The organism is Streptomyces radiopugnans (assembly GCF_900110735.1).
In the GTDB taxonomy this organism is placed as follows: domain Bacteria; phylum Actinomycetota; class Actinomycetes; order Streptomycetales; family Streptomycetaceae; genus Streptomyces; species Streptomyces radiopugnans.
This window is the reverse complement of the sequence record NZ_FOET01000011.1, coordinates 70,087-93,939: the sequence shown is the minus strand read 5'-3', so window position 1 is coordinate 93,939 and position 23,853 is coordinate 70,087. Positions and strand designations below refer to the sequence as shown.

23 protein-coding genes are annotated in these 23,853 nt (G+C 73.5%); 8 read left to right on the top strand and 15 right to left on the bottom strand.

Annotated elements, in window-relative coordinates; all coding sequences use genetic code 11:
• The first annotated feature begins 145 nt into the window (after positions 1-145).
• Positions 146-844, top strand: coding sequence for an O-methyltransferase (locus tag BMY40_RS19150; RefSeq protein WP_093661244.1), 699 nt, complete (start codon positions 146-148; stop codon positions 842-844).
• A gap of 135 nt (positions 845-979) precedes the next feature.
• Here BMY40_RS19150 and BMY40_RS19145 read toward each other — a convergent pair whose 3' ends face one another.
• On the bottom strand, positions 980-1,147 hold the full coding sequence (locus BMY40_RS19145; RefSeq protein WP_014137929.1) for a DUF3117 domain-containing protein: 168 nt from the start codon (positions 1,145-1,147) through the stop codon (positions 980-982).
• Positions 1,148-1,436: 289 nt separating this feature from the next.
• On the opposite strand from BMY40_RS19145, the gene chcB reads away from it, so the two are divergent.
• The gene (gene chcB / locus BMY40_RS19140) at positions 1,437-2,225 is read left to right on the top strand and encodes a 2-cyclohexenylcarbonyl CoA isomerase (RefSeq protein WP_093661429.1); all 789 of its coding nucleotides are present in this window, start codon (positions 1,437-1,439) and stop codon (positions 2,223-2,225) included.
• A gap of 59 nt (positions 2,226-2,284) precedes the next feature.
• On the opposite strand, the gene BMY40_RS19135 is transcribed toward chcB, so the two are convergent.
• Complete coding sequence (locus BMY40_RS19135) at positions 2,285-2,884, bottom strand: DNA-3-methyladenine glycosylase I (RefSeq protein ID WP_093661242.1); 600 nt, start codon at positions 2,882-2,884, stop codon at positions 2,285-2,287.
• The gene (locus tag BMY40_RS19130) at positions 2,881-3,294 is read right to left on the bottom strand and encodes a DivIVA domain-containing protein (protein WP_093661240.1); all 414 of its coding nucleotides are present in this window, start codon (positions 3,292-3,294) and stop codon (positions 2,881-2,883) included. Before BMY40_RS19130 ends, BMY40_RS19135 begins: the two co-directional genes overlap by 4 nt.
• 130 nt (positions 3,295-3,424) lie before the next feature.
• On the opposite strand from BMY40_RS19130, the gene folP reads away from it, so the two are divergent.
• Positions 3,425-4,285, top strand: a complete 861-nt coding sequence (gene folP / locus BMY40_RS19125; RefSeq protein ID WP_093661238.1) for a dihydropteroate synthase — start codon at positions 3,425-3,427, stop codon at positions 4,283-4,285.
• 81 nt (positions 4,286-4,366) lie between these two features.
• On the opposite strand, the gene BMY40_RS19120 is transcribed toward folP, so the two are convergent.
• The gene (locus BMY40_RS19120; protein WP_093661236.1) at positions 4,367-5,167 is read right to left on the bottom strand and encodes an LOG family protein; all 801 of its coding nucleotides are present in this window, start codon (positions 5,165-5,167) and stop codon (positions 4,367-4,369) included.
• A gap of 154 nt (positions 5,168-5,321) precedes the next feature.
• The gene (gene dapE / locus BMY40_RS19115; RefSeq protein ID WP_093661234.1) at positions 5,322-6,428 is read right to left on the bottom strand and encodes a succinyl-diaminopimelate desuccinylase; all 1,107 of its coding nucleotides are present in this window, start codon (positions 6,426-6,428) and stop codon (positions 5,322-5,324) included.
• A gap of 83 nt (positions 6,429-6,511) precedes the next feature.
• Here dapE and BMY40_RS19110 point away from each other — a divergent pair, with 83 nt between their 5' ends.
• Together BMY40_RS19110 and BMY40_RS19105 are read left to right on the top strand one after the other, a co-directional pair.
• The gene (locus BMY40_RS19110; protein WP_177214059.1) at positions 6,512-7,453 is read left to right on the top strand and encodes a VldE C-terminal domain-containing protein; all 942 of its coding nucleotides are present in this window, start codon (positions 6,512-6,514) and stop codon (positions 7,451-7,453) included.
• A 444-nt stretch (positions 7,454-7,897) separates the two neighbouring features.
• Entirely contained in the window at positions 7,898-8,419 is a 522-nt protein-coding gene (locus tag BMY40_RS19105) for a hypothetical protein (RefSeq protein ID WP_093661230.1), read from the top strand.
• A 92-nt stretch (positions 8,420-8,511) separates the two neighbouring features.
• Here BMY40_RS19105 and dapC read toward each other — a convergent pair whose 3' ends face one another.
• Together dapC and fdxA are read right to left on the bottom strand one after the other, a co-directional pair.
• On the bottom strand, positions 8,512-9,630 hold the full coding sequence (gene dapC, locus BMY40_RS19100; RefSeq protein ID WP_093661228.1) for a succinyldiaminopimelate transaminase: 1,119 nt from the start codon (positions 9,628-9,630) through the stop codon (positions 8,512-8,514).
• A gap of 90 nt (positions 9,631-9,720) precedes the next feature.
• A complete protein-coding gene (gene fdxA, locus BMY40_RS19095) occupies positions 9,721-10,047 on the bottom strand; it encodes a ferredoxin (RefSeq protein WP_093661226.1) in 327 nt (108 codons plus the stop codon).
• Positions 10,048-10,191: 144 nt separating this feature from the next.
• Between fdxA and BMY40_RS19090 the strand changes: the two genes are divergently transcribed.
• Complete coding sequence (locus tag BMY40_RS19090) at positions 10,192-11,199, top strand: GNAT family N-acetyltransferase (RefSeq protein ID WP_093661427.1); 1,008 nt, start codon at positions 10,192-10,194, stop codon at positions 11,197-11,199.
• Positions 11,200-11,218: 19 nt separating this feature from the next.
• On the top strand, positions 11,219-12,088 hold the full coding sequence (locus tag BMY40_RS19085) for a transglutaminase family protein (protein WP_093661224.1): 870 nt from the start codon (positions 11,219-11,221) through the stop codon (positions 12,086-12,088).
• Between the two features lie 97 nt (positions 12,089-12,185).
• Here BMY40_RS19085 and BMY40_RS19080 read toward each other — a convergent pair whose 3' ends face one another.
• From BMY40_RS19080 to BMY40_RS19065, 4 genes are all read right to left on the bottom strand, one after another.
• Positions 12,186-14,183, bottom strand: a complete 1,998-nt coding sequence (locus tag BMY40_RS19080) for a VanW family protein (protein WP_093661222.1) — start codon at positions 14,181-14,183, stop codon at positions 12,186-12,188.
• Between the two features lie 227 nt (positions 14,184-14,410).
• Complete coding sequence (locus BMY40_RS19075) at positions 14,411-14,803, bottom strand: DUF6113 family protein (protein ID WP_093661220.1); 393 nt, start codon at positions 14,801-14,803, stop codon at positions 14,411-14,413.
• Positions 14,800-15,738 (bottom strand): N-acetyl-1-D-myo-inositol-2-amino-2-deoxy-alpha-D-glucopyranoside deacetylase, encoded by a 939-nt coding sequence (gene mshB / locus BMY40_RS19070; RefSeq protein WP_093661218.1) that lies wholly within the window; start codon positions 15,736-15,738, stop codon positions 14,800-14,802. The genes BMY40_RS19075 and mshB overlap by 4 nt, the downstream gene beginning before the upstream one ends.
• 24 nt (positions 15,739-15,762) lie before the next feature.
• The gene (locus BMY40_RS19065; RefSeq protein ID WP_093661216.1) at positions 15,763-15,957 is read right to left on the bottom strand and encodes a hypothetical protein; all 195 of its coding nucleotides are present in this window, start codon (positions 15,955-15,957) and stop codon (positions 15,763-15,765) included.
• 298 nt (positions 15,958-16,255) lie between these two features.
• Between BMY40_RS19065 and BMY40_RS19060 the strand changes: the two genes are divergently transcribed.
• Complete coding sequence (locus tag BMY40_RS19060; protein ID WP_245770177.1) at positions 16,256-18,487, top strand: S9 family peptidase; 2,232 nt, start codon at positions 16,256-16,258, stop codon at positions 18,485-18,487.
• 165 nt (positions 18,488-18,652) lie between these two features.
• Here BMY40_RS19060 and BMY40_RS19055 read toward each other — a convergent pair whose 3' ends face one another.
• The 4 genes from BMY40_RS19055 to BMY40_RS19040 form a co-directional block, all read right to left on the bottom strand.
• The gene (locus tag BMY40_RS19055; RefSeq protein ID WP_093661212.1) at positions 18,653-19,789 is read right to left on the bottom strand and encodes an ABC transporter ATP-binding protein; all 1,137 of its coding nucleotides are present in this window, start codon (positions 19,787-19,789) and stop codon (positions 18,653-18,655) included.
• 13 nt (positions 19,790-19,802) lie between these two features.
• Complete coding sequence (locus BMY40_RS19050; RefSeq protein WP_093661210.1) at positions 19,803-20,867, bottom strand: ABC transporter ATP-binding protein; 1,065 nt, start codon at positions 20,865-20,867, stop codon at positions 19,803-19,805.
• 10 nt (positions 20,868-20,877) lie between these two features.
• The gene (locus BMY40_RS19045; RefSeq protein ID WP_093661208.1) at positions 20,878-21,855 is read right to left on the bottom strand and encodes an ABC transporter permease; all 978 of its coding nucleotides are present in this window, start codon (positions 21,853-21,855) and stop codon (positions 20,878-20,880) included.
• Positions 21,856-21,974: 119 nt separating this feature from the next.
• A complete protein-coding gene (locus BMY40_RS19040) occupies positions 21,975-23,771 on the bottom strand; it encodes an ABC transporter substrate-binding protein (RefSeq protein ID WP_093661206.1) in 1,797 nt (598 codons plus the stop codon).
• Between the last annotated feature and the right edge of the window lie 82 nt (positions 23,772-23,853).

The following is a 23,853-nucleotide window of genomic DNA, read 5'->3' as shown; positions in this document are numbered from 1 at the left end:
CCTCGCCCGTTAGCTCCGGATAAGCTTCTTTGACCCTCTTGCGGCCATGTGCCATGTACGTTCCCCGCCACTCGCCGCACGGTCTCTGCAGAACCAACGCGCGGTCCCATCTGCGGGTTCCCGACGCCAACGGATACAGTCACGGTTGCGGGCACCACGGGGACAGGAGAGGGCGATTACCGGCAACCGGCAGACGAGCTGGGCGTTCGCCGACGCGTACGGCGCGGAGAACGTCCAGCACGCCGAGCGCTCCGAGCACTCGGCGGCGCTGCGCTGGGCTCGCGACCGGGCCCGGGAGGCGGGCCTGCGCGCGGTGTCGGACGGCACGGGCGCCGCGCTGCGGCTGCTGGCCGCGGCCGTGGACGCCAAGGCGGTGGCCGAGATCGGCACCGGCACCGGGGTGTCGGGCATCCACCTGCTGCACGGCATGCGGCCCGACGGCGTGCTGACGACCGTGGACACCGAGCCGGAGTGCCAGCAGATCGCCCGCCAGGCGTTCCGCGCCGCGGGCTTCGCGGCCAACCGCGCCCGCTTCATCCCCGGCCGCGCCCTGGACGTCCTGCCCAGGCTCGCCGACGGCGGCTACGACCTGGTCTTCTGCGACGGCGACCGGATGGAGTGCCTGGAGTACCTGGGCGAATCGTTGCGCCTGCTGCGCCCGGGCGGGCTGGTCTGCTTCGAGGGCGTCTTCGCCGACGGCCGCACCGTCGACTCCTCGTCCCAGCCCGCGGAGGTCCTCAGACTGCGCGAGCTGCTGCGCACCGTCCGGGACAGCACCTCGCTGCTGCCCTCGCTGCTGCCGGTGGGCGACGGCCTGCTGTGCGCGGTCAAGCGCGACCACTGACCGCAGTCCCCGAGGCCTCCCGGAGAGCACGGTCCCGGGTGCCGGCAGCACACCGCCGCCCCCGGGGCCGTGCTCTCCGGGGGCGGCGGTGGTGGTGCGAAGGCGGTGGTGGCGCCAGAGGTCTTGTATGGCTCCTCAGCCGCAGGCCTTCTTCAGAGCTTCGCCGAGTGCATCCGCCTCGTCAGGGGTCAGCTCGACGACGAGTCGTCCACCGCCTTCGAGCGGAACGCGCATGATGATGCCCCGCCCCTCCTTGGTCACCTCGAGCGGGCCATCGCCCGTCCGCGGCTTCATGGCCGCCATGCTCGTTCCCCTTCCTGAAACCAGCTGATCTCAGCCGGGCAACCCAGGTGTCGCCGGCGTCGAACACATTGCTTCCCGGCCATTATCCCGCATCGCACGACCTCATGACCAACATCGGTCCGTATCCCTTGCGCAACGCCCTCGCGCAAAACCACCCAATTCGGGGATCGGGCTGCGATACTGCCCCCTTTCTCCCCCCGGAGGGTGCCGCGGCCGTTTGACGCAGGTCACACGCGGCCCGTGTGCGGACCCGTACCGGCCCCCGCCGTTCCTTGCCATGCTGGCCCCCATGTCAGACAACGTGGTCTACGAAGTGTCCGGGGGGCTGGCGACCGTCACCCTCAACCGCCCCGACGCCATGAACGCGCTCGACACCGCGCTCAAGGAGGCGCTGCGGGACACCCTGCGGGAGGCGGCCGGCGACCCGGCCGTGCGCGCGGTGCTGCTGACCGGCAGCGGGCGGGCGTTCTGCGTCGGGCAGGACCTCAAGGAGCACGTCGAGGCGCTGCGGCGCAGCGGCGGCGGCGCGCTGGACACCGTGCGGGAGCACTACAACCCGATCACCCTGGCGATCGCGTCCATGCCCAAGCCGGTGGTGGCGGGCGTCAACGGCGTCGCGGCCGGCGCCGGGGCGGGGTTCGCCTTCGCCGCCGACTACCGGGTGGTCGCCGACACCGCCGCCTTCAACACCTCCTTCGCCGGGGTGGCGCTCACCGCCGACTCCGGGGTTTCCTGGACCCTGCCGCGCCTGGTCGGCCCGAGCCGCGCCGCCGAACTGCTGCTCTTCCCGCGCAGTGTGAAGGCGCAGGAGGCCCTGGAACTGGGCATCGCCAACCGGGTCGTCCCGGCCGACCGGCTGGCGGCCGAGGCCGAGGAGGTGGCGCGGCGGCTCGCCGAGGGTCCGACGGTCGCGTACGCCGCGCTCAAGGAGTCCCTGGCCCACGGCTCCTCGCACTCGCTGGCCGAGACGCTGGAGAAGGAGGCCGAACTCCAGGCCCGGGCCGGCGCCTCGGAGGACCACAGGACCGCGGTGGAGGCCTTCGTCGCCAAGGAGAAGCCCGTCTACCGCGGCCGCTGACGCCCCGTCGGGGAGCGCGCCGCCGCGCCGGACCCGGCGCGGCGCGCGGGGCGCCGGGTTCAGCCGGCGGCGCGCGGGGCGCGGGCGCAGCAGTCCGCCAGGTGGTCGTCGACCAGGCCGCACGCCTGCATCAGGGCGTAGGCCGTGGTGGGGCCGGTGAAGCGGAAGCCGCGCTTCTTGAGCGCCTTGGACAGCGCCGTGGACTCCGGTGTGACCGCGGGCACCTCGGCGAGCGTGCGCGGCGCGGGACGGCCGGCCGGGTCGGGGGCGTGGGACCACACCAGGGCGTCCAGTTCGCCCGGCTCCCACTCGGCCAGGACCTTCGCGTTGGCGATGGTCGCGTCGATCTTGGCGCGGTTGCGGATGATGCCCGGATCGGCGAGCAGCCGTTCCCGGTCGGCGTCGGTGAACCGCGCCACCCGAGCGATCCGGAAGCCCGCGAACGCCGCCCGGAAGCCCTCCCGCCGGCGCAGGATGGTCAGCCAGGACAGCCCGGACTGGAACGCCTCCAGGGACAGCCGCTCGAACAGCGCGTCGTCGCCGTGCACCGGGCGGCCCCACTCGGTGTCGTGGTAGTCGGTGTAGTCCTGCGCGGACAGGCCCCACGGGCAGCGCAGCCGCCCGTCCGGGCCGGGGAGCGCCGCGCCCCCGGCGGTCACCGCCGCTCCCCGGCGCCGTCGCCGGGAGCCGTGCCGGGGCGGTCCCCGGGGTCCTCGCCGGGCTTGCCGAACATGTCGGGCCCGCCCAGCGCGGTCGCCTGCGTGCCCGCCAGCGACGCCTCCAGCTCGGCGATCCGGGCGTCGCGCTCGGCCAGTTCGGCGCCGAGCCGGTCCAGCACGTCGTCCACCTCCTCCATCCGGTAGCCCCGTACGGCCTGCGGCAGCCGCAGCGCGTCCAGGTCGGCGCGGTTCAGGGGGCGGTCGGGCGGCAGCCAGGCGTCGGTCCGGTCCGGGAGGGCGTCGGCGAGTCCGCCCGTCGCGGTGCGGCCCGGCCCGTCGCCGCTGCCCACCACCGCCAGCGCGACCGCGGCGACCACCACGACCAACGCGATCAGCAGAAACCAGAACACGCCATCTCCCCGGGTCCGACACGCCAAACGGCAGGTACAGGTCTCCTGTGATCGTGCCACGGCGGGAGGGCTAGGGTCGGCTGCGGGGCACTGTGCGGTGCCGGGGGACCGCGGGAGGAGAGGACAGCGGATGCTGCGGCTGGGACGGCGCGAGTTCGGCGAGCACGAGACGGTGGTCATGGCCATCGTGAACCGGACTCCGGACTCCTTCTACGACCGGGGCGCCACCTTCCGCGACGGACCGGCGCTGGACCGGGTCGGGCAGGCGGTCTCGGAGGGCGCCGCCATCATCGACATAGGGGGTGTGAAGGCCGGTCCCGGCGAGGAGGTCTCCGCCGAGGAGGAGGTGCGGCGCACGGCGGGTTTCGTCGCCGAGGTGCGGCGGCGCTGGCCGGACGTGGTGATCAGCGTGGACACCTGGCGGCACGAGGTCGGCGAGGCGGTCTGCGAGGCGGGCGCGGACCTGCTCAACGACGCCTGGGGCGGCGTGGATCCGAAGCTGGCCGAGGTGGCGGCGCGGTACGGCGCCGGGCTGGTGTGCACCCACACCGGTGGCGCCGCGCCGCGCACCCGCCCGCACCGGGTGGCGTACGACGACGTCATGGCCGATGTGCTGCGCCGTACGGTCGCGCTCGCCGAGCGCGCGGTCGCGGCGGGGGTGCGGCGCGACGCGGTGCTGATCGACCCCGGACACGACTTCGGCAAGAACACCCGCCACTCGCTGGAGGTCACCCGGCGGCTGGAGGAGATGGTGGCCACCGGATGGCCGGTGCTGGTGTCGCTGTCCAACAAGGACTTCGTCGGGGAGACCCTGGACCGGCCCGTCAAGGAGCGGCTGACCGGGACCCTGGCCACGACCGCGGTCTCCGCCTGGCTGGGCGCGCGGGTCTACCGCGTCCACGAGGTGGCCGAGACCCGGCAGGTGCTCGACATGGTGGCCTCCATCGCGGGTCTGCGCCCGCCGGCCGTGACCCGCCGCGGTCTGGCCTGAGCCGCGCTCCGGCCTGAGCCGCGGCCCGGCCCCGGCCGGGCCGCGCCGGCCGGGAGTGCCGGCCGGGGTGCGCCGGACCGGTCAGTCCGGGTCCTCCGCCCGGAAGCCGTCCCCCGGCGCGCCCTTGCCGGAGGTCTCCTTGGTGACCAGCGCGATCGCCTCGTCCACGTCGTCGGTGAGGTGGAAGAGCTCCATGTCGTGGGGGCTGATCTTCCCGCTGGGCACGACGGTGGCGCGCAGCCAGTCCACCAGCCCCCGCCAGTAGTCCGTGCCGAACAGCACGATCGGGAAGCGGGTGACCTTCCGCGTCTGGACCAGGGTGATCGCCTCGAACAGCTCGTCCATCGTGCCCATGCCGCCCGGCAGGACGACGAAGCCGCTGGCGTACTTCACGAACATCGTCTTGCGCACGAAGAAGTAGCGGAAGTTGACGCCGATGTCGACGTACTGGTTCATCCCCTGCTCGAAGGGCAGCTCGATGCCCAGGCCGACCGAGGTGCCGCCCGCCTCCCTGGCGCCCTTGTTGGCCGCCTCCATCGCGCCCGGGCCGCCGCCGGTGATCACCGCGAAGCCGGCCTCCACCAGCGCCCGCCCGATCCGCACCCCGGCCTCGTACTCGGGCGATCCCTGGGGAGTGCGCGCCGAGCCGAAGACGCTGATGGCGGGGCCGACCTCGGTCAGGGTGCCGAAGCCCTCGACGAACTCCGACTGGATGCGCATGACCCGCCACGGGTCCTGGTGCAGCCAGTCCGAGGGGCCGGCGGTGTCCAGCAGACGCTGGTCGGTGGTGCTGTGCTGCACCTGGCCGTGGCGGCGCACCACCGGTCCGAGGCGCTGCTCCCGCGGCGCGTCCCCCTGCTCGAACTCCTCCGCACTGGCCATGCCGTACTCCCTTGTCGACGCCGACGTACAGGCCGCCAGGGTACGCAGGTCCGGATCACGCGGAGCGGAACTTCCCCGGACGCACCGGCGGCCACCGGATGTCGCGGGGCCGCACCGGCGGTGCGGCCCCGCGGATCAGCCGATACCCAGCGGATCAGGCGGTAAGCCAGGCGCGCAGCCGCTCCTCGCAGTGCCCGATCAGCGCGGTCTCGACCCTCTCGTCGCGCTTGTGCGCCAGATTCGGGTCCCCGGGGCCGTAGTTGACGGCGGGCACGCCCAGTGCGCTGAACCGGGAGACGTCGGTCCAGCCGTACTTCGGCCGCACCTCGCCGCCGACCGCCTCCACGAAGGCCGCCGCGGCGGGGTGCGTCAGGCCGGGCCGCGCCGGACCGGAGCTGTCGTCCACCTCGAACTCCGCCACACCGCAGTCGGCGAACACCTCCCGCACGTGGGCGAGCGCCTCCTCCTCGGTGAGGTCGGGCGCGTAGCGGTAGTTGACGGTCACGGTGCACTCGTCGGGGATGACGTTGCCCGCGACGCCGCCGGTGATCCCCACGGCGTTGAGGCCCTCGCGGAACTCCAGCCCGTCGACCACCGGCCGCCTCGGCTCGTACGCGGCCAGCCGGGCCAGGATCGGCGCGGCGGCGTGGATGGCGTTGGCGCCCATCCAGCCACGCGCCGAGTGGGCGCGCTGCCCGGCCGTGCGCAGCCCGACCCGCAGCGTGCCCTGGCAGCCGCCCTCGACCTGCCCCTCGGAGGGCTCCAGCAGCACCGCGAAGTCCCCGGCCAGCCAGTCGGGGTGGGCCCGCGCCAGGTGGCCGAGGCCGTTGAGGTGGGCGGCGACCTCCTCGTTGTCGTAGAAGACGAAGGTCAGGTCGCGGTTCGGCTCGGGCACGGTGGCGGCGATCCTGAGCTGGACGGCGACCCCCGCCTTCATGTCGGAGGTGCCGCAGCCCCACAGCACGCCGTCCTCCAGCCGCGAGGGCACGTTGCCGGCGATCGGCACGGTGTCGATGTGCCCGGCGAGGACGACCCGTTCGGCCCGGCCGAGTGCGGTACGGGCGACGACGTTGTTGCCGTACCGGTCCACGCGCAGGTGCGGCAGGGCGCGCAGCGCGGTCTCGATCGCGTCCGCGAGCGGTTTCTCGTCGCCGCTGACCGAGGGGATGTCGACGAGGCGCGCGGTCAGCGACGCCGCGTCCAGGGTCAGGTCCAGGCCCTCCTCTGGGACGGGTCCTGGGATTTCGGGGGCACGCTCCATGCGGCCGACCCTACCTGGCGTCCGTCCGTGGGATCCGCATCACGTCCGGGTCCCGGACGCGGTGGGCCCGGTACCTTTGTCGCGTGTCCGAGCGAGCTTCAACTCCGCGCCGCGGCAGGCTGCTGCGCCTGGCCGCCGCGTGCGTCGTACTGCTCGGACTCGCCGGGTACCTCCTCGTGCGCCACGACCCCGGCGGGTCCGGACCGGCGCGTTGCACCGTGACCGCGGCCGGCGGTGAGCCGTACGTCATCGAACCGCAGCAGGCCGCCAACGCCTCGACCATCCAGGCCGTCGCATCCGCCCGCGGACTGCCCGAGCGGGCCGTCACCATCGCCCTGGCCACGGCCATGCAGGAGTCGGCGCTGCGCAACATCGACTACGGCGACCGCGATTCCGTCGGCCTCTTCCAGCAGCGGCCCTCCCAGGGCTGGGGGACGGCGGAGCAGATCATGGACCCGGTGTACTCGGCCGGGAAGTTCTACGAGCACCTGGTGGAGATCCCGGGTTACTCGCGGCTGCCCCTGACCGTCGCCGCGCAGCGGGTGCAGCGCAGCGGCTTCCCCGACGCCTACGCCAAGCACGAGTCCAGGGCGGCGCTGCTGGCCGCCGCGCTCACCGGCCGCCGGGCCGCCGCCCTGAACTGCGTGCCCGCGAAGGCCACTTCCGAGGAGACGGCCGCCGGAGACCCGGTGCGGGTGCGCGAGCGGCTGGTCCGCGAGTTCGGCGCGGACGTCCTGCCCGAGTCCTCCGGTCTCGACGGCGGCGGCGCCGGGCGCAGCGCGCCCGGCCCGGTGGTCTCCGTCCCCGTCCACACCCCGGCGCGCGCCGGTGAGGCGGACGCCGACCGCCGCGGCTGGGAACTGGCCCACTGGGCCGTGGCCCACTCCCACGAACTGGGGATCGAGCGCGTCTCCTACGGGAAGCGGGTCTGGGAGGCCGGCCGGGCCGCCGAGGGCTGGCGTACGGCCGGTGACGGCACCGGCACCGGCACCGGCACCGAGGTCGTCATCGCCGCCTCGCGCTGACCTCCGCCCCGGCGCCGCGCGGCCGTGCGGCGAAACGGTGACGCGGCGCTACGGCTCTACGACGAAGGCTCCTCGCCGCGTCACCGCACGGCGTCTCCCCCCGTCACCCGAACGGGGGTCTTACGCCCCGGCGGCCGAGTCCCCGGAAAGCCCTCGGCACGGCCCCTCGCCGGGCCCGGTGAAGTCACGGAAAATCCTTGGCCGCACCGGGGTCCGGCGCTTTCCGGGGCCCCCTCGGGGCGGCCCCGTCCTCCGCTCCCCCCACCACCGGGGCGATCGGCGCATTGCAAATCCTTTACCCGGACGGCCGCAACCTCCGGGCCTCCCGGCCCGATAGGCACAGCGTCCGGGGGGCGCCGCCCCGGCCGGATGAGCAACGACGCCCTCCGGGCCCGACGGCCCGCGGGAAACCTCAGCAAGCCTCTTCTCCGTCGAAGGAGCAACATGTCCCTCCCCCTCTCGCGCCGGATCGCACGGACCGCGCTGCTGGTCGCAGCGGGTGCCGCCTCCGCAGTCGGTGCGGCCGGTTCCGCGAACGCCGCCGAACTCCTGCCGCCCGCCAAGAACCTGGGCGGAGTGAGCAACCTGGACGGCGCGAACCTGGGCGACACCATCGACGACACCTCGCGCAGGGCGAGCACCCAGGTGGCCGACACCGGCGGCAAGGCCGTCGAGAAGACCGTGCCGACCGCGGGCAGGACCGTCGGGGCCGCGGGCAAGGCCGCTGTCCCGGCCGTGCAGAAGACCGCCGACGACACGGTGGGGACCGCCGGTTCCCTCCTCGGTGAGGCCTCCAAGCCCGCCACCGGCGGCAAGGGCAAGGCCGCCAAGGCGGGCAAGGCCGTCAAGTCCGCCAAGGGCAAGATGCCCGCCGTCGGCAAGCAGGTGAAGGCCGACTCCCTGACCGACGGCCTGCCCGGGGCCGGCAAGCTGCCGCCGGTCGGGAAGAACCTGCCGCTGCTCTGACGCCGGTCCGGCGCCGGCAGGCGCACGCACCACGGCCGGGCGGGGCCCGGGGATCGCACGATCCCCGGGCCCCGCCCGCTTCCCCGCGCGCCTCACGCGGTCAGGCGCCGCACCGCCTCCCCCACACGCTCGTCGGTGGCCGTGAAGGCGACCCGTACGAACCGCTCGCCCGCGGGGCCGTAGAAGTCGCCGGGCGCCACCAGCACCCCGCGCCGGGCCAGCTCCCCGACCGTGTCCCAGCAGGGCTCGTCGCGCGTCGCCCACAGGTACAGCGACGCCTCGCTGTGCTCGATCCGGAAACCGCTCGCCCGAAGCGCCGTGCGCAGCGCCGCGCGCCGTGCCGCGTAGCGCTCGCGCTGCACGGCCACATGCGCGTCGTCGCCGAGCGCCGCCACCGTGGCGGCCTGCACCGGGGCGGGCACCATCATCCCGCCGTGCTTGCGCACCCGCAGCAGCTCCGCCAGGATCGCCTCGTCCCCGACCAGGAACGCGGCCCGGTAGCCCGCCAGGTTGGACCGCTTGGACAGCGAGTGGACGGCGACGATGCCCTCGTGGCTGCCGCCGCAGACGTCCGGGTGGAGGACGGAGACCGGCTCGGCCTCCCAGCCCAGCTCCAGGTAGCACTCGTCGCTGAAGACCAGCACCCCGTGCTCGCGCGCCCAGGCGACGGTGGCCTTCAGCTCCTCCTTGGGCAGCACCCGGCCGGTGGGGTTGGAGGGGGAGTTGAGCCACAGCAGCCGCAGGCCCTCGGGGTCGAGCTCACGCGGCGAGTCGTCGTAGACGACCGGCTCGGCGCCCGCCAGCCGCGCCCCCACCTCGTACGTCGGGTAGGCCAGCCGCGGGTACGCCACCTTGTCGGCGCCGGCGCCCGCGCCCCCGGCCCCGATGCCGAGCTGGATCGGCAGCCAGGCCACCAGCTCCTTGGAGCCGACGACCGGCAGGACGTGGGTGTGCGCCAGCCCCCGCGCGCCCAGCCGCCGCTCGCTCCAGCCGACGATCGCGTCCCGCAGCTCCGCCGTGCCCCAGACCGTCGGGTAGCCGGGGCTGTCGGCGGCCTCGGCCAGCGCCCGGCGGACCACCTCGGGCACCGGGTCGACGGGGGTGCCCACGGACAGGTCCACGATGCCGTCGGGGTGTTCGGCCGCGGTCTTCTTGTACGGCTCCAGCCGGTCCCACGGGAAGACCGGCAGGCGGGAGGACAGGGGTGGCACTTGGCTTCGCTCTCTTTCCTGGAAAAGCCCCGGTCCCGCACGGCTGCGGGGCCGTACGGGACCGGGGTCAGTGCTGCGGGTGGCGCGGGGTCACTCGTCGTGGCTCTGCGGAGGGAGCGCGGCGACGAAGGGGTGGTCGCGCTCGATCAGGCCGAGCTTGCTGGCGCCGCCGGGCGAGCCCAGCTCGTCGAAGAACTCGACGTTGGCCTTGTAGTAGTCCTTCCACTCCTCCGGGACGTCGTCCTCGTAGAAGATCGCCTCGACCGGGCAGACCGGCTCACAGGCCCCGCAGTCGACGCATTCGTCCGGGTGGATGTACAAGGACCGCTGGCCCTCGTAGATGCAGTCGACGGGGCACTCCTCGATGCATGCCTTGTCCTTCAGGTCCACACAAGGCTGCGCGATGACGTAGGTCACGCTGTCGTTCCTCCTCGGTAGGGCGCGGGCAGCCGGTCCGGTTGTGGCTGAGCCGCGTGGCGCGCGGGAGCGCGGCGTCGTCGATGCCCGCCTCTAGTATCTCCGTTCCCGGGCAGGAGACGAACAGGAGGGGTGGTCACGAACGTGGAGTTCACCGTGGGCGGACGACTTGAGCTTCGCATCAGCGCCGACGACGTGGGGAAACGTGTCTCGGTGCGCAGTCTGACCGGATCCGCGGACGCCGGTGCCGCCTTCACCGACACGGTCGGCGTTCTCACATCCTGGGAGGACGGTGTGCTCTCCATCACACGGCGTGGCGGGCAGAGCGTGGTGATCGAGGAGTCGGCCCTGGTGGCGGGGAAGACCGTGCCCGCCGAGCCCGCCCGCCGCCGCGGCCCGGCGGCGGGGGTGCGGGAGCTGGTGGAGGTCGCGGCGCGCGGCTGGCCCGCCGTGGATACCGCCCGCCTGGGCGGATGGCTGCTGCGCGCCTCCGGCGGCTTCACCGGCCGCGCCAACTCCGTCCTCCCCCTGGGCGACCCCGGCACCGGCCTGGACGCGGCCCTGGCCGAGACCGTGCGCTGGTACGGCGAGCGCGGGCTGCCCCCGCTGGTGCAGATCTCCACGGGCGCGGCCGGGGGCGACGAACTGCTGGCCGCCGAGCTGGAGCGGCGCGGCTGGACGGCCGAGCGGTTCGCGGTCTTCTGCACCGGGGCGCTCGCACCGCTGGCCGACCGCGAGCCGGACGGCCGGGTGCGGCTGTCGCGGCGGCCGGACGCGGCCTGGCTGTCCGCGTACGGCCGCGGCGCCTCGGGGCCGGCCGGCGACGCGCTGAAGGTGCTGGCGGGCGGCCCGTCGGTGTGGTTCGCCACCGTGCCGGGCGACAACCCGCAAGGCGCCCCGGCGGCCGTCGGGCGGTGCGTGGTGGACGGCCGGTGGGCGGGGTTCGCCGCCGTCGAGACCGCCCCGGAGCGGCGGCGCGAGGGACTGGCCACGGCGGTGATGGCCGAGCTGGCCCGCACGGCGCTGGCGGAGGGGGCCTCGGCCGCGTACCTCCAGGTCCAGCCGGAGAACACCGCCGCACGGGCGATGTACGCCCGGATGGGCTTCGCCGATCACCACTCCTACCACTACCGCCGGGCACCGCGCGGCTGAACCGGGCAGGGAGGGCCTGATGGACAGTCCGGAGAACGCGGGCGCCGACTCGGTGCGGGAGCGCTTCGCACGGGCCGCGCGGGCCGAGCGGCCCGATCTGGCACTGCTGTGCCTGCTGGTCGGCGCCGAGGCCGACCCCGCCGTACGCGCGGAGGGCGGCAAGGGCGCGGACGCTCTCGTCGACGCCGCCCAGATCGAGCTGGACCGGCTGACGGGCCTGCTGCCGTACGCGCCCTCGCGCACCCCCGCGCAGTGGGCGCACGCCCTGGCCGAGCTCCTCGGCGGGCGCCACGGCTTCCACGGCACGCCCGCCGACTACCGCCGACTGGAGTCCTCGCTGCTGAGCGAGGTGCTGAGGCGGCGGCGGGGACTGCCGATCCTGCTGTCGGTGGTGTGGATGGAGGTCGCGCGCCGGGCGGGCGCGCCGGTGTACGGGGTCGCCCTGCCCGGGCACTTCGTGGTCGGCTTCGGCGATCCCCGCGGCGAGCACGTCCTCGCCGACCCCTTCGCGGGCGGTCTGCCGCTGACCGGGCAGGACGTCGAGCTGCTGGTGGCGGGCACGGCGGGAGCGCCGCTGTCGGAGGCGATGTTCCAGCCGGCCGGCCCCGTGGAGATCGTGCTGCGGGTGCTGAACAACATCCGCGCGTGGGCGGCGGCCCGCCCCGAGCACACCGACGTCCAGCTCTGGGCGGTGGAGCTGTCCCTGCTGCTGCCGCACCACCCGGCCCGGCTGCGCTACGAGCGGGCGCGGCTGCTGGTGGAGCGGGGCGACTTCGTCGGCGGCGCGCGGGAGATGGAGGCGTACGCCGACATGGTCGCCGCGATGGAGCCCAACGCCGCGGTCGCCGTGCGCCGCGAGGCGCGGGCGGCCCGCTCCCGGCTCAACTAACGCCGTGCCGGCCGGGGTTCGCCCCGGCCGGCACGGCGCCGGTGCCAGTGCCGAAACGACACCGGCACCGGCCGGAGGCGGGCCCGCCCGCAGCCGTCTACCGCGGGTCGAGCTCGATGACGCCGACCCGCTTGGCCGGGTCCGTCTGGCGGAGCGCCTCGCGCAGCGCGCCCGCGACGTCCTGGGGGGTGACCGGCGTCTTGGACCCGTTGCCGCGGGCGATCAGGACGCCGTCGAAGGTGCTGCCGTACAGCTCCTTGAGCACCTCGAGGTCGTAGGTGTCCACGAGCTTGCCGTTCACCGGCTTCATGGACAGGAACTTCGGCAGCGACCCGGTGGGGCTGAACGGGATCGACCTGTCGCCCGCCTTCACCGTGACCAGTCCGGACATCGCCGGCTCGCCGAACTCCCGGATCGCCCGGTCGATCTCCTTCTGGTCGACCGAGGGCCGCCGGAGGGCGACCGGCAGCTCGACCGCCTCGCTCTTCCCGGTGGCCACCTGCGCCCGGTAGGCGTCCTCCAGCAGATCGGCGCCCTTGCCGACGTCGACCTGCTTGTGCGGCTTGCCCGGGACGCCGACGGCCTTGCCGCCGACGAACTTCACCATCCCGTCCTGCGGCGCGCCGCCGCCGGACGATCCGGTGAGGTCCCTCAGGGCCGCCGTGAGCTTCTCCTCGTCGACCTTGAAGACCGGCTCGGCCTGCCGGGCGCCGCCGAGGAGCGATCCGATGACGGAGACGGGGTTGTAGTCCCGCCCCGAGGCGTCCCGCACGGTGTTCTCGGTGTCCAGCGACAGTCCCGCGACACTCGGCTTGAGCGTCTTCTGCTCGCCCTCCACCTCGAGGACCAGCGGTGTGCGGGCCCGCTCGCCGAGAACGGCGTCGAGCTTGTTCATCGCCTCGTCCTTGCCGGTGCCGCCGATGTCCACGCCGAGCACGGTGGTGCCGTTGGGCACGTCGGCGTGGTCCAGCAGCAGGCCGGCGCCGTACGCGACGCCGAGCACACCGAAGGTGGCGACGCCGAGCAGGACCAGCTTGGAGCGGCCCCGCTTGGCGGGAGCCGGTGCGGGCGGCCGGGCGTCGTGGTCCTCCTCGGAGGGGGCGGACCGGCCGTCGTCGTCGGCCGCGGGCACCCGCGGGATGCCGCTGACCAGGGTGTCGCCGGAGACCCTGCCGCTGGAGGGGCCGGGGCCCGCCGGGAGGCCCGGTCCGGCGGCGGGGCCGCCGAGGTCGAGGGCCGGTCCGCCGGTGCGCGGCGGCTCGGGCGCGGTGACGGGGCCGGGCGTGGGGCCGGTGGCCTCGGACACGGTGGGCTGCGGCCCGGTGTCGCCCGGACCGCCCGGACCGGGCGGCGGGCCATCGTGCTGCTGCCGGAACCCCGGCGGCAGCAGCGGCATTCCGCCGGTGGCCGGTCCGGTGGTCGGCCCGCTGGGGCCGTCGCCCCGGGCCGGCGGCGGGGCGGCGGGGAAGCCGTGCGGCGGGGTGCCCTCCGGCCCGTGCGGCGGGGTTCCGCCGGGGCGGACGGCTCCGATCGGGCCGGTGGCGTCCGTCCCGTCGGCCGGGAAGCCGTGCGGCGGGGTGTCGGTGCGCTGCCGCGGCGGTCCCGCGGGGGCCGCGGCCCCCGGGGCGGGCGCGCCGCCGTTCGCGCCGCCGGGCGCACCCTGTGCGCCGCCGCCGGACGGAGGCTTGCGCGGGGCGAACCACGAACTGGTCTGCTTTCCGCCGCCGTTGGCCGAGGAGCCCCCCGGCCCGGCCGAACCAGGCTTCACCGGCGCGCCGTTCGGCCCCGGCGCGCCCGCCGCCGCGCCGCCCGACGGGCCGTCCGGCCCCGCCGTGGTCCCGTAGGCGCCGGACGTCTCCTCGCCGGTCCCACCGCCGGCCTCGCCGACGGGCTTGCGCACGACGACCGGCGGGATGGGGCGGGAACCCGGGATGTTGATCCGGATGCGGGTGGTCAGCGTGGTCTCGGTCTTCGGCTCGCCCGGCCGCGCGGTGGGCTCGCCCGCCGGTGCGGCGTACGGCTCGTTCCCCGGCGGACGGGCGGCGCCGCCCCGCGCCCGGGGCCCGGAGGACGGACTGTCAGTTTCACGGCTCAATGCAGGATCTCCCGGTTGGATTCGCCGCCCGTCATGGTTCCGATCGGCTCGCACGAGCGGCTCGCCGGCGCGCACCACCTTACTGGGGGCCGCCGCCCCGGGTCCCGGGAGTGCCGAATCACCGCCCCGGCGGACCGTGTGCGGGTGCCGCGCCGGCATATCGCCGCGCGGATTCTCGGTCACTTCGGGGCCGGTTGTCGACCGGAGGCCGACCGCCTCCGGCCGTTTCACCTTCCCTTCACGAGATCCGCGGGGCCCGTGGTTCCCGCGGGCGGAAGGTGCCCGGAGGGCGCGACCGTGGCGCACATCACAGCGGCGAACATCCCGCCCAGCAGGAAGACGTAGGAGCCCAGCCCGGTGCCGAAGACGAAGTCGCCCTCGGGGCGCGACGCGGTCAGCAGCAGCACCACCAGCATCCAGCCGCCCGCCGGGGCCGCCGCTCCGACCTTCGTGCCCGTCAGCCGCGCGCCGCCGTAGAACAGCGCCACGGCCGCGCCGAGCGCCAGCAGCAGTCCCAGCGGGAACCAGCCGGCCTGGACGAGGGCGCCCGCGACGGCCACCACCGCGCCCAGCACGGTCAGTACGGCGTATGCGGCGCCCCGTGCCCAGCGCGCCCTCACCGGGGGCCCTCCGCGCTTCCGGCCGCTCCCACCAGCCCCTCGAAGAGGTCGCGCAGCGGCGGCGTGCCGGGGGCCTCCGCGCCGTCGGCCAGCCGGAAGTGCTCGGTGTGCAGCAGCGGCTGGCTGAGCCGGTTGGACAGGGCGAAGGACCCGGGAGGCCCGGACGGGGAGTCGGCGACCACGATCTGGGTGGCGTGGGCGCGCATCGCCGCGGCCTTGGCGGCGGCCTCGGCCTCACCGCCCTCGATGACGGCGTCCACCTCGGCGTCGTCCACCACGCCGGGGACGTCCTCGATCGAGGCGGGTTCCGGGAAGGGGCCGCCGCCGGCGGCGCGCAGGCGGGCGAAGCCCTCCTCGACCGCCGAGCGCGCCGCGCAGTTCCAGTAGACGCGCCCGACCCGGTGCGGCGCCCCGTCCCGCTCCGTGCGGTATGCGGGGTCGGCCGCCAGCTCCACCGCGCGCATCGCGACCCGGTGGGCCTGGATGTGGTCGGGGTGGCCGTACCCGCCGTTCGGGTCGTAGGTGACGAGCACCTGGGGGCGCACCTGGCGGATCTCCGCGACGAGGTGGGAGGCCGCCTCGTCGACGTCCGCCCGCCAGAAGCAGCCGGCGCGCTCGTTGGCCGGGGTGCCGAACATCCCCGAGTCCCGGTAGCGGCCCGGGCCGCCCAGGAAGCGGTGGTCGGCCACGCCCAGCTCCCGCATGGCGTGCCGCAGTTCGCCGATCCGGTGCGGCCCCAGCCCGTCCTCGCGGTCGGCCGCGAGATGCGCCAGGGCGGGCGGGATGACCTCGCCCTCCTCCCCCAGCGTGCAGGTCACCAGGGTGACCAGCGCACCCTCGGCGGCGTATCGGGCCATGGTGACGCCGTTGGTGATCGACTCGTCGTCGGGGTGCGCGTGGACCAGCATCAGGCGGCGCGCGGGAAGCTCGGTCATGAGGGCGAGCCTACGCCGCCGGTGTCAGAACTTGATGCTGCCGATCATGCCCGCGACATTCGAGGTCAGTTCGCTGATGGTGGGAGCGATCGACGAACTGGCCATGTAGAAGCCCAGGAGCATGCAGACCAGTGCGTGGCCGGTCTTCAGTCCGGATTTCTTGATCAGCAGGAAGACGATGATCGCCAGCAGCACCACCGCCGAAATCGAGAGTGCCACGGCGGTTCACCTCCAAGAGCGCGCGGTCGACACGGAATCAGGATGCTTGTACGACAGGGCAGTTGTGAAGCTACATACCCCATCGCGAACCATGCGCAACGGATCATAACTTTCCGTGAGTCGGCACGGATCGGTGCACGGGTGCAGAAGAGGGGCGCACACCCGTGTGACCTTGGACACGTTCCCTTCTCCGGACTGCCTTCCGGGCCCTTGGAAGGCCTCCGGGGGACGGGCGGGAACCGGTGGCGGGCGCACACGGGGAAACGGCCCCGGAACGCCGTACGCTCGCCCCATGGTCATGTCGTTTCCACGCCAGTACGCCAGAACGCAGCGCTTCACCCTGGGGGCGCCGCGCGCCTTCACCGTGGCCCCTGACGGCTCCCGGATCGTCTTCCTCCGCTCCCGCGGCGGCACCGACCGGGCGAACCTGCTGTGGGTGCGGGACCTCGGCGGCGCCGGCGGGCCCGGCCCGGACGGGGACGGGGAGCGCGCGGTGGCCGACCCGGCGGAGCTGCTCGGCGGGGCGGACGAGGAGCTGTCGCCCGAGGAGCGCGCCCGGCGCGAGCGGAGCCGCGAGGGGTCGGCCGGGGTGGTCGGCTACGCGACCGACTCCGCGGTGGAGACGGCGGCCTTCGCCCTGTCCGGACGGCTGTTCACCGCCGATCTGCGCACGGCCGCCGTGCGCGAGGTGCCCACCCCCACCCCGGTGGTGGACCCCCGCCCCTCCCCGGACGGCCGGCGCGTCGCCTACGTGGCCGGCGGCGCCCTGCGCGTGGTGGACCGCGACGGCGGGAACGACCGGGCGCTGGCCGAGCCGGAGGAGACCCGCGGCGGCCGTACCACCTGGGGTCTGGCGGAGTTCGTGGCGGCCGAGGAGATGGACCGCTCCCGGGGCTTCTGGTGGTCCCCGGACGGCACCCGGATGCTGGCCGCCCGGGTGGACGACTCGCCCGTGCGCCGCTGGTGGATCGCCGACCCGGCCGATCCCGGGAGCGAGCCGGCCGAGGTGGCCTACCCCGCCGCCGGCACGGACAACGCCGAGGTGACGCTCCATCTGCTCGACGTCCGCGACGGGGAGGACGTCCGCGACGGGGAGGAGGCCCGCGACGGGGGCGGGGGCCGCACCGAGGTGGTCTGGGACCGCGTCCGCTACCCCTACCTCGCGCGCGTCCACTGGTCGGCCGGCGGGCCGCCCCTGCTGCTCGTCCAGTCGCGCGACCAGCGCAGCCACCTCTACCTGACCGTCGACACCGCCACCGGCCGCACCGCGCCCCTGCACGCGGACGAGGACCCGGCATGGCTGGAACTCTTCGCCGGCGTACCCGTCTGGACGCCCGACGGGCGCCTGGTGCGGATCGCCGACGAGGGCGGGGCCCGCGTCCTGGTGGTCGGGGACCGGCCGCTGACCTCGGCCGCCCTGCACGTACGGGCGGTGCTGGACGTCGGCGACGAGGACGTGCTGTTCTCCGCCTCGGCCGGGCCGGACGCGCCCGGGGACTCACCGGTGGGCGAGATCGCCGTCTACCGGGCCTGGTTCCGCGGCAGCGGCGACCAGGGCGGCTGGGAACGGGTCTCCCCCGAGGGCGCGCACATCGCCTCCGCCGTCCGCGGCGGGGACACCGTGGTGCTGTCCACCGCGGCCCCGGACCGCCCCGGCGCCCGCGCCGAGGCGCTGCGCCTGCCCGAGACCGGCAAGGGCGCTTCGACACCGCTGGCCGTCATCGCCTCCCACGCCGAGACGCCCGTGCTGACCGCCCGCCCGCGGCTGCTGCGCGCGGGCGCGCGGCGGATCCCGGCCGCCGTGCTGCTGCCCACCGGGTACCGCGACGGCGACGGGGCGCTGCCGGTCCTGATGGACCCCTACGGCGGCCCGCACGGCCAGCGCGTGGTGGCCGCGCACAACGCGCACCTGACCTCGCAGTGGTTCGCCGACCAGGGATTCGCCGTGGTGGTCGCGGACGGCCGCGGCACCCCCGGCAACTCCCCCGCCTGGGAGAAGGCGGTGGCGGGCGACCTGGCGGGCACCACCCTGGAGGACCAGGTCGAGGCCCTGCACGCGCTGGCCGGGGACCACCCCCTGGACCTGGGCCGGGTCGGCATCCGCGGCTGGTCCTACGGCGGCTACCTGGCCGCGCTGGCCGTGCTGCGCCGCCCGGACGTCTTCCACGCGGCGGTGGCGGGCGCGCCCGTCACCGACTGGCGGCTGTACGACACCCACTACACCGAGCGCTACCTCGGCCTGCCCCAGGAGCGGCCGGAGGCGTACGCGGCCAACTCGCTGGTCACCGACGAGGGGCTGTCGGCGCCGGCCGAGCCGCACCGGCCGCTGATGATCGTCCACGGTCTGGCCGACGACAACGTGGTGGCCGCCCACACCCTGCGGCTGTCCTCGGCGCTGCTGGCGGCGGGCCGCGTGCACGAGGTGCTGCCGCTGTCCGGGGTGACGCACATGACCCCGCAGGAGCAGGTGGCCGAGAACCTGCTGCTGCTCCAGGTCGCCTTCCTCAAGCGGTCGCTGGGCGTGGCGTAGCCGCCCGGGAGCCGGGCCGCCGCACCGGGCGTCCCGGCTCCCCGCCCGCATCCCACGCCCGCGCCCGCATCCCCGTCCGCGGTCCGCGGTCCGCGGTCCGCACAACGCGGACGCCGCCGCGCCCCTCGCGGGGGCACGGCGGCGTCCGGGGCGGCGGCGCGGTGCTCAGGACTCCTTGCCCGAGCCGGCGGCGTCCCTGTGCTCCATGGCGGCCAGGCCCGGGTCGAGGACGATCTCCTTGCCGCCCTCGATGGTCCCCTCCTCCGGGAAGTGGCACGCCGTCAGGTGGCCCGGGACGTTGCCCTCGATCTGCACCAGCGGCGGCACCTCCGTCGCGCACTTGTCCTGCGCCTTCCAGCAGCGGGTGCGGAAGCGGCAGCCGGACGGCGGCGAGATGGGCGACGGCACGTCGCCGGCGAGGCGGATGCGCTCGCGCCCCTCGGTCTCGTCCTCGTCGCGCAGCACCGCCTCGGGGACGGCGGACAGCAGCGCGTGGGTGTAGGGGTGCCGCGGCCGGGTGTAGATCGACTCCCGGTCCCCGACCTCCACGATCTTGCCGAGGTACATCACCGCGACACGCTGCGAGAAGTGCCTGACGACCGCCAGGTCGTGCGCGATGAAGACGAAGGCGATGCCCATCTCCCGCTGCACCTGCTGGAGCAGGTTGACGACCTGCGCCTGGATGGAGACGTCCAGCGCCGAGACCGGCTCGTCGGCCACGATCAGCTTCGGCTCCAGCGCGAGCGCGCGGGCCACTCCGATGCGCTGCCGCTGGCCGCCGGAGAACTCGTGCGGGAAGCGGTTGTAGTGCTCGGGGTTGAGCCCGACGATCTCCAGCAGCTCGCGGACCCGCTTCTCACGGCCCCCGGGCGGGTTGATGCCGTTGATCTCCATCGGCCCGCCGATGATCTTGCCGACCGTCTGGCGCGGGTTCAGCGAGGAGTACGGGTCCTGGAAGATCATCTGGATCTCGGACCGGATCGGCGCCAGCTGCCTGCGCTTGGCGTGGGTGATGTCCTGGCCCCGGTAGTTGATCGTGCCGCCCGTCGGCTCCAGCAGACGGGTCAGCAGCCGGCCGGTGGTGGACTTGCCGCAGCCGGACTCGCCGACGAGGCCGAAGCTCTCGCCCGCGAACACGGTCATGTCGACCCCGTCCACGGCCTGGACCGCGCCGACGGTCCGCTTGATCGGGAAGCCGCCCTTGATCGGGAAGTGCTTGGTCAGCCCCTTGACCTCCATCAGGGGCTCGCCTGTGCCCGCGGCCGGGTCCGCCGGCCTGGTCAGGGTGAGTTCGTCGCTCATGTCTCGTTGCTCCCTAGCCCAGCCGGGGCTTGATCTGCTCGATGAAGTACGTCCGCTTCTGCTCCGGCGTCAGGTGGCAGGCGGCTCCGCGGCCCTCGGGCAGCAGGGGCCTGTCGCCGGTGCAGGACACACCGCCGGGGACCTTGTCCTTGAACTCGCAGCGCGGGTGGAAGGGGCAGCCCGACGGCGGGTTGAGCAGGCTGGGCGGAGTGCCCTCGATCGGCCGGAGCTTCTGGCTCACGTCCCCGCCGAGCCGGGGCATCGAGCTGAGCAGGCCCCAGGTGTAGGGGTGCTGGGGGGCCCGCAGCACCTCGCCGGTGGTGCCCCGCTCCACGGCCCGGCCGCCGTACATCACCATGATGTCGTCGGCCATGTTCGCGATCACGCCGAGGTCGTGGGTGATGAAGATGATCGCCGACCCGAACTCCTGCTGGAGGTCCTTGAGCAGGTCGAGGATCTGGGCCTGGACGGTGACGTCCAGGGCGGTGGTCGGCTCGTCCGCGATCAGCAGGTCGGGGTCGCACACCAGCGCCATGGCGATCATCGCGCGCTGCCGCATACCGCCCGAGAACTGGTGCGGGTAGTCGTCGACCCGGGTCTTGGGGTGGGGGATGCCCACCTTCTCCAGCATCTCGATGGCGCGCTCGCGCGCCTCGCGCTTGGAGGCGCCCGTGTGCTTGCGGAAGGGCTCTCCGATCTGGCGGCCGATGGTGTAGTACGGCGACAGCGCGGTCAGCGGATCCTGGAAGATCATCGCCATCTTGTTGCCGCGCAGGCTCTCCATCGTCTTCTCGGAGGCGCCGGTCAGCTCCTGGCCGTCCAGGGTGATCTCGCCGGTGATCTCCGTGGACCGCGGGTTGTGCAGGCCCAGGATGGCGAGGTTGGTCACCGACTTCCCGGAACCGGACTCACCCACGATGCCGAGCGTCTTGCCGCGCTCCACGTCGAAGGAGAGGTTGTTCACGGCCTTGACGATGCCGTCCTCGGTGGAGAACCGGACGTGGAGGTCGCGAACCGAGAGGAAGGAACCCGCCCCGGTCGGGGACGGCGCGCCCTCGGTCTTGGTGAGTGTGGTCACGGTCGTTCTCCTAGGACAGGCGCACACGCGGGTCGATGAACCCGTACACGGCGTCCACGACGAGGTTGCAGAGCAGGATGAAGGCGGCGCTGACCAGCATGACGCCCATGGTCAGGGGCAGGTCCTTGTACAGCACCGAGTCGACGGCCAGGCGCCCGACGCCGGCGAGGCTGAAGGTCAGCTCCGTCACGATCGCGCCGCCGAGCAGTGCGCCCAGGTCGATGCCCAGGATCGTGACGATCGGGGTCAGCGAACCGCGCCAGGCGTAGCGGAAGAAGACGTACCGCTCGGACATGCCCTTGGCCTTCGCCGTGCGGACGTGGTCCTCCTGCATCTGCTCGATCAGGGTGGACCGCGACATACGGGTGTAGTTCGCGGTGAAGATCAGCGACATCACGAACCACGGGATCAGCAGGCCGACGAACCAGGCCGCCGGGTTCTCCGTGATCGGCACGTACTTCGGGGCCGACAGCCAGCCGGTGCTGTAGACCAGCGCTCCCAGCACGATCGGACCCAGGAAGTAGATCTGCATCGAGCTGAGGACCAGCGAGGCGGAGCTGAAGGTCTTGTCGATCATCGTGCCCTTGTTGCGGGCGGCGATCATACCGGCACCGAGGCCGAGGGTGAGGAAGAGGACGAGGCCGCCGACCGTGAGGGAGACGGTCAGGGGCAGCCGGTCGATGATCGTGTCCCACACCATCTGGTCGTTGTTGAACGACACACCGAAGCAGGGGGCGTCGCAGTGGCCGACGGCGAAGTCCCGCCCCGCCACGACGCCCTTCATGAACTCCCAGTACTGCGCCGTGATCGGCTTGTCCAGTCCGAGGTTCTCGTGAATGATCGCCAGGTTCTGCGGGGTGCAGTTCTTGCCGCACGCCAGCAGGGCCGGGTCCTGCGGGATGGCGAAGAACATGGCGAAGGTGAAGGCACTGATCAGGATCAGGATGACGAAGGCGCCGACCGACCGGCGAAGGAGAAATTTAAACATGGTGGTGGTTCGCAGCTCTCAGCACGGCGACAACGACGACGGGGGTGGGACGTGCGAAGCGAAAGCCCGTGGGCGGGCCCCCGGGGGGTTCTCCCCCGGGGACCCACCTCATGAGCCGGTTACTTCTTCAGGTACAGCTGGGTGAGGTCGATGTAGCTCTTGACCGTGCTGTACCGGGCGCCACCGACGTTGGAGCCGTAGATCTGCAGCTGCTTGGTGAAGTACAGCGGAGCGGCCGGGTTGACCTTCTCCACGATGTACTTGTGCAGCTCGACCCACTCCTTGGTGGCCTCTTCCGGGTCCTGGATCTTGGAGATCCGGTCGATCTCGTCGTTGACGTGCTTGTCGTTGATGTGCGAGTAGTTCGACGCGCCGTCGGCGATCTGGTCACCGTCGTACACCGGCGGGATGACGGTGGAGGCGGACGGCCAGTCCTGGCCCCAGCCGGTCATGTAGATGTCCAGGCCGTTCTTGACCTTGCCGACCTGCTCGTACCAGGTGGCCTGGTCGATGTCCTTCTTCTGGACGTCGAAGCCGGCCTTCTCCAGGGCGTTCTCGATGATGACGGCCTGCTCGGCGCGGTGCGGCACGTTGGCGTAGGCGTAGGTGAGCTTCATGCCCTCCTTGCCGGCTTCCTTCAGAAGCTGCTTCGCCTTCTCGATGTCGCCGTTGGGCTTGTCGAGCTTGCCGTACGGGTCGTAGCCCTCCTCGTAGCCCGGCAGGGTCGGGGCGAGCAGGCCACCGGCCGGCTCACCGGCGTAGGAGCCGCCGTCGGGGCGCAGGATCTGGGCGTTGGGCAGCGCGTAGGTGATCGCGTCGCGGATCTTCTTGTCCTTGAGGCGGTCCATGTTCATGTTGAGCTGCCACACGTAGGGCTGGTAGCCCTTGATGGTGCGGTCGTCGGCCTCTTCGATGACCTGCTTGATCTTCGAGGAGTCGACCGAGCCGCTCATCTGGATGGCGTTGGCGGACTCACCGCGGTCGGCGAGGATGCGCTCGCTCTGGTCCGCGCGGCTGTGGTTGAACGTGATGTTCCAGCCGTCCACGTACTGGTGGCGAGCGGGGTCCGTCTCCGCGTTCCACTCGGTGTTCTTGACCAGCTTCATGGACTTGCCGGGCTTGAACTCGGCGATCTTGTACGGGCCGAGCGCCACGGGCTTCTGGTCGTACTTCGCCTTGGTGTCGTCCTCCTCGGGGACGACGGAGTAGCCCGGCATCGCGAGCGCCTGCGGCAGGTCGGGCTGCGCGGTCTCGAAGTGGAAGACGATCGTCTTCTCGTCCGGGGTCTCCAGGACGGAGTCGGGCAGGTGCTTGCCCTCGTACGGACCGTCGGGCAGGGCCTCGCGGTAGCCGGGGCCACCGGACAGCCACTGCTGGATGTAGGTCGGGCCGTCGGTGATGTGCTTGGCGTACAGACGCTCGATGGTGTGGCGGACGTCCTTGGAGGTGATCGGGTCACCCTCCTCGTCCGTGATGCCGTCCTTGAGCGTGTACGTCCAGGTCTTGCCGCCGTCGGACTGCTTGCCGGAGTCGGTGGCGAGGTCGCCCACGACGGTCAGGCTGCCGTCCTCGGCCTGGGTGTAGGTGGTCAGACCGCGGTGGATGAGGCCGGCGAGCTGGCCGGCGTCACTGACGTAGATCTGGCCCGGGTCCAGGTGGGAGAAGTCGTCCTCCTGGTAGACCCGGATGGTGCCCCCCTCCTTGGCACCCTCGACGGCCTTGGCCGGGCCCTTGGAGGCGGCGGCGTCGCCGTACTCGACCGCCGCGGACTGGGCCTTGGCGGCCTCCTTGTCCTTGGCGCTCTCCTCGCTCTTGTTGCCGCCGCTGCTGCCGCTGCTGCAGCCGGTCAGCACCAGCGAGCCTGCCGCGAGGGCGACGAGGGCGCCCCTCAGTGTGCGCGATCGGGTGGGATTCATGATGCTTGTGCACCTGCCTGTCAGTTGGGATCCGTCTGCTGCCCTGTCGCCTCCGGTCGCCCGGGTGCGGGGGTGGCAGCCC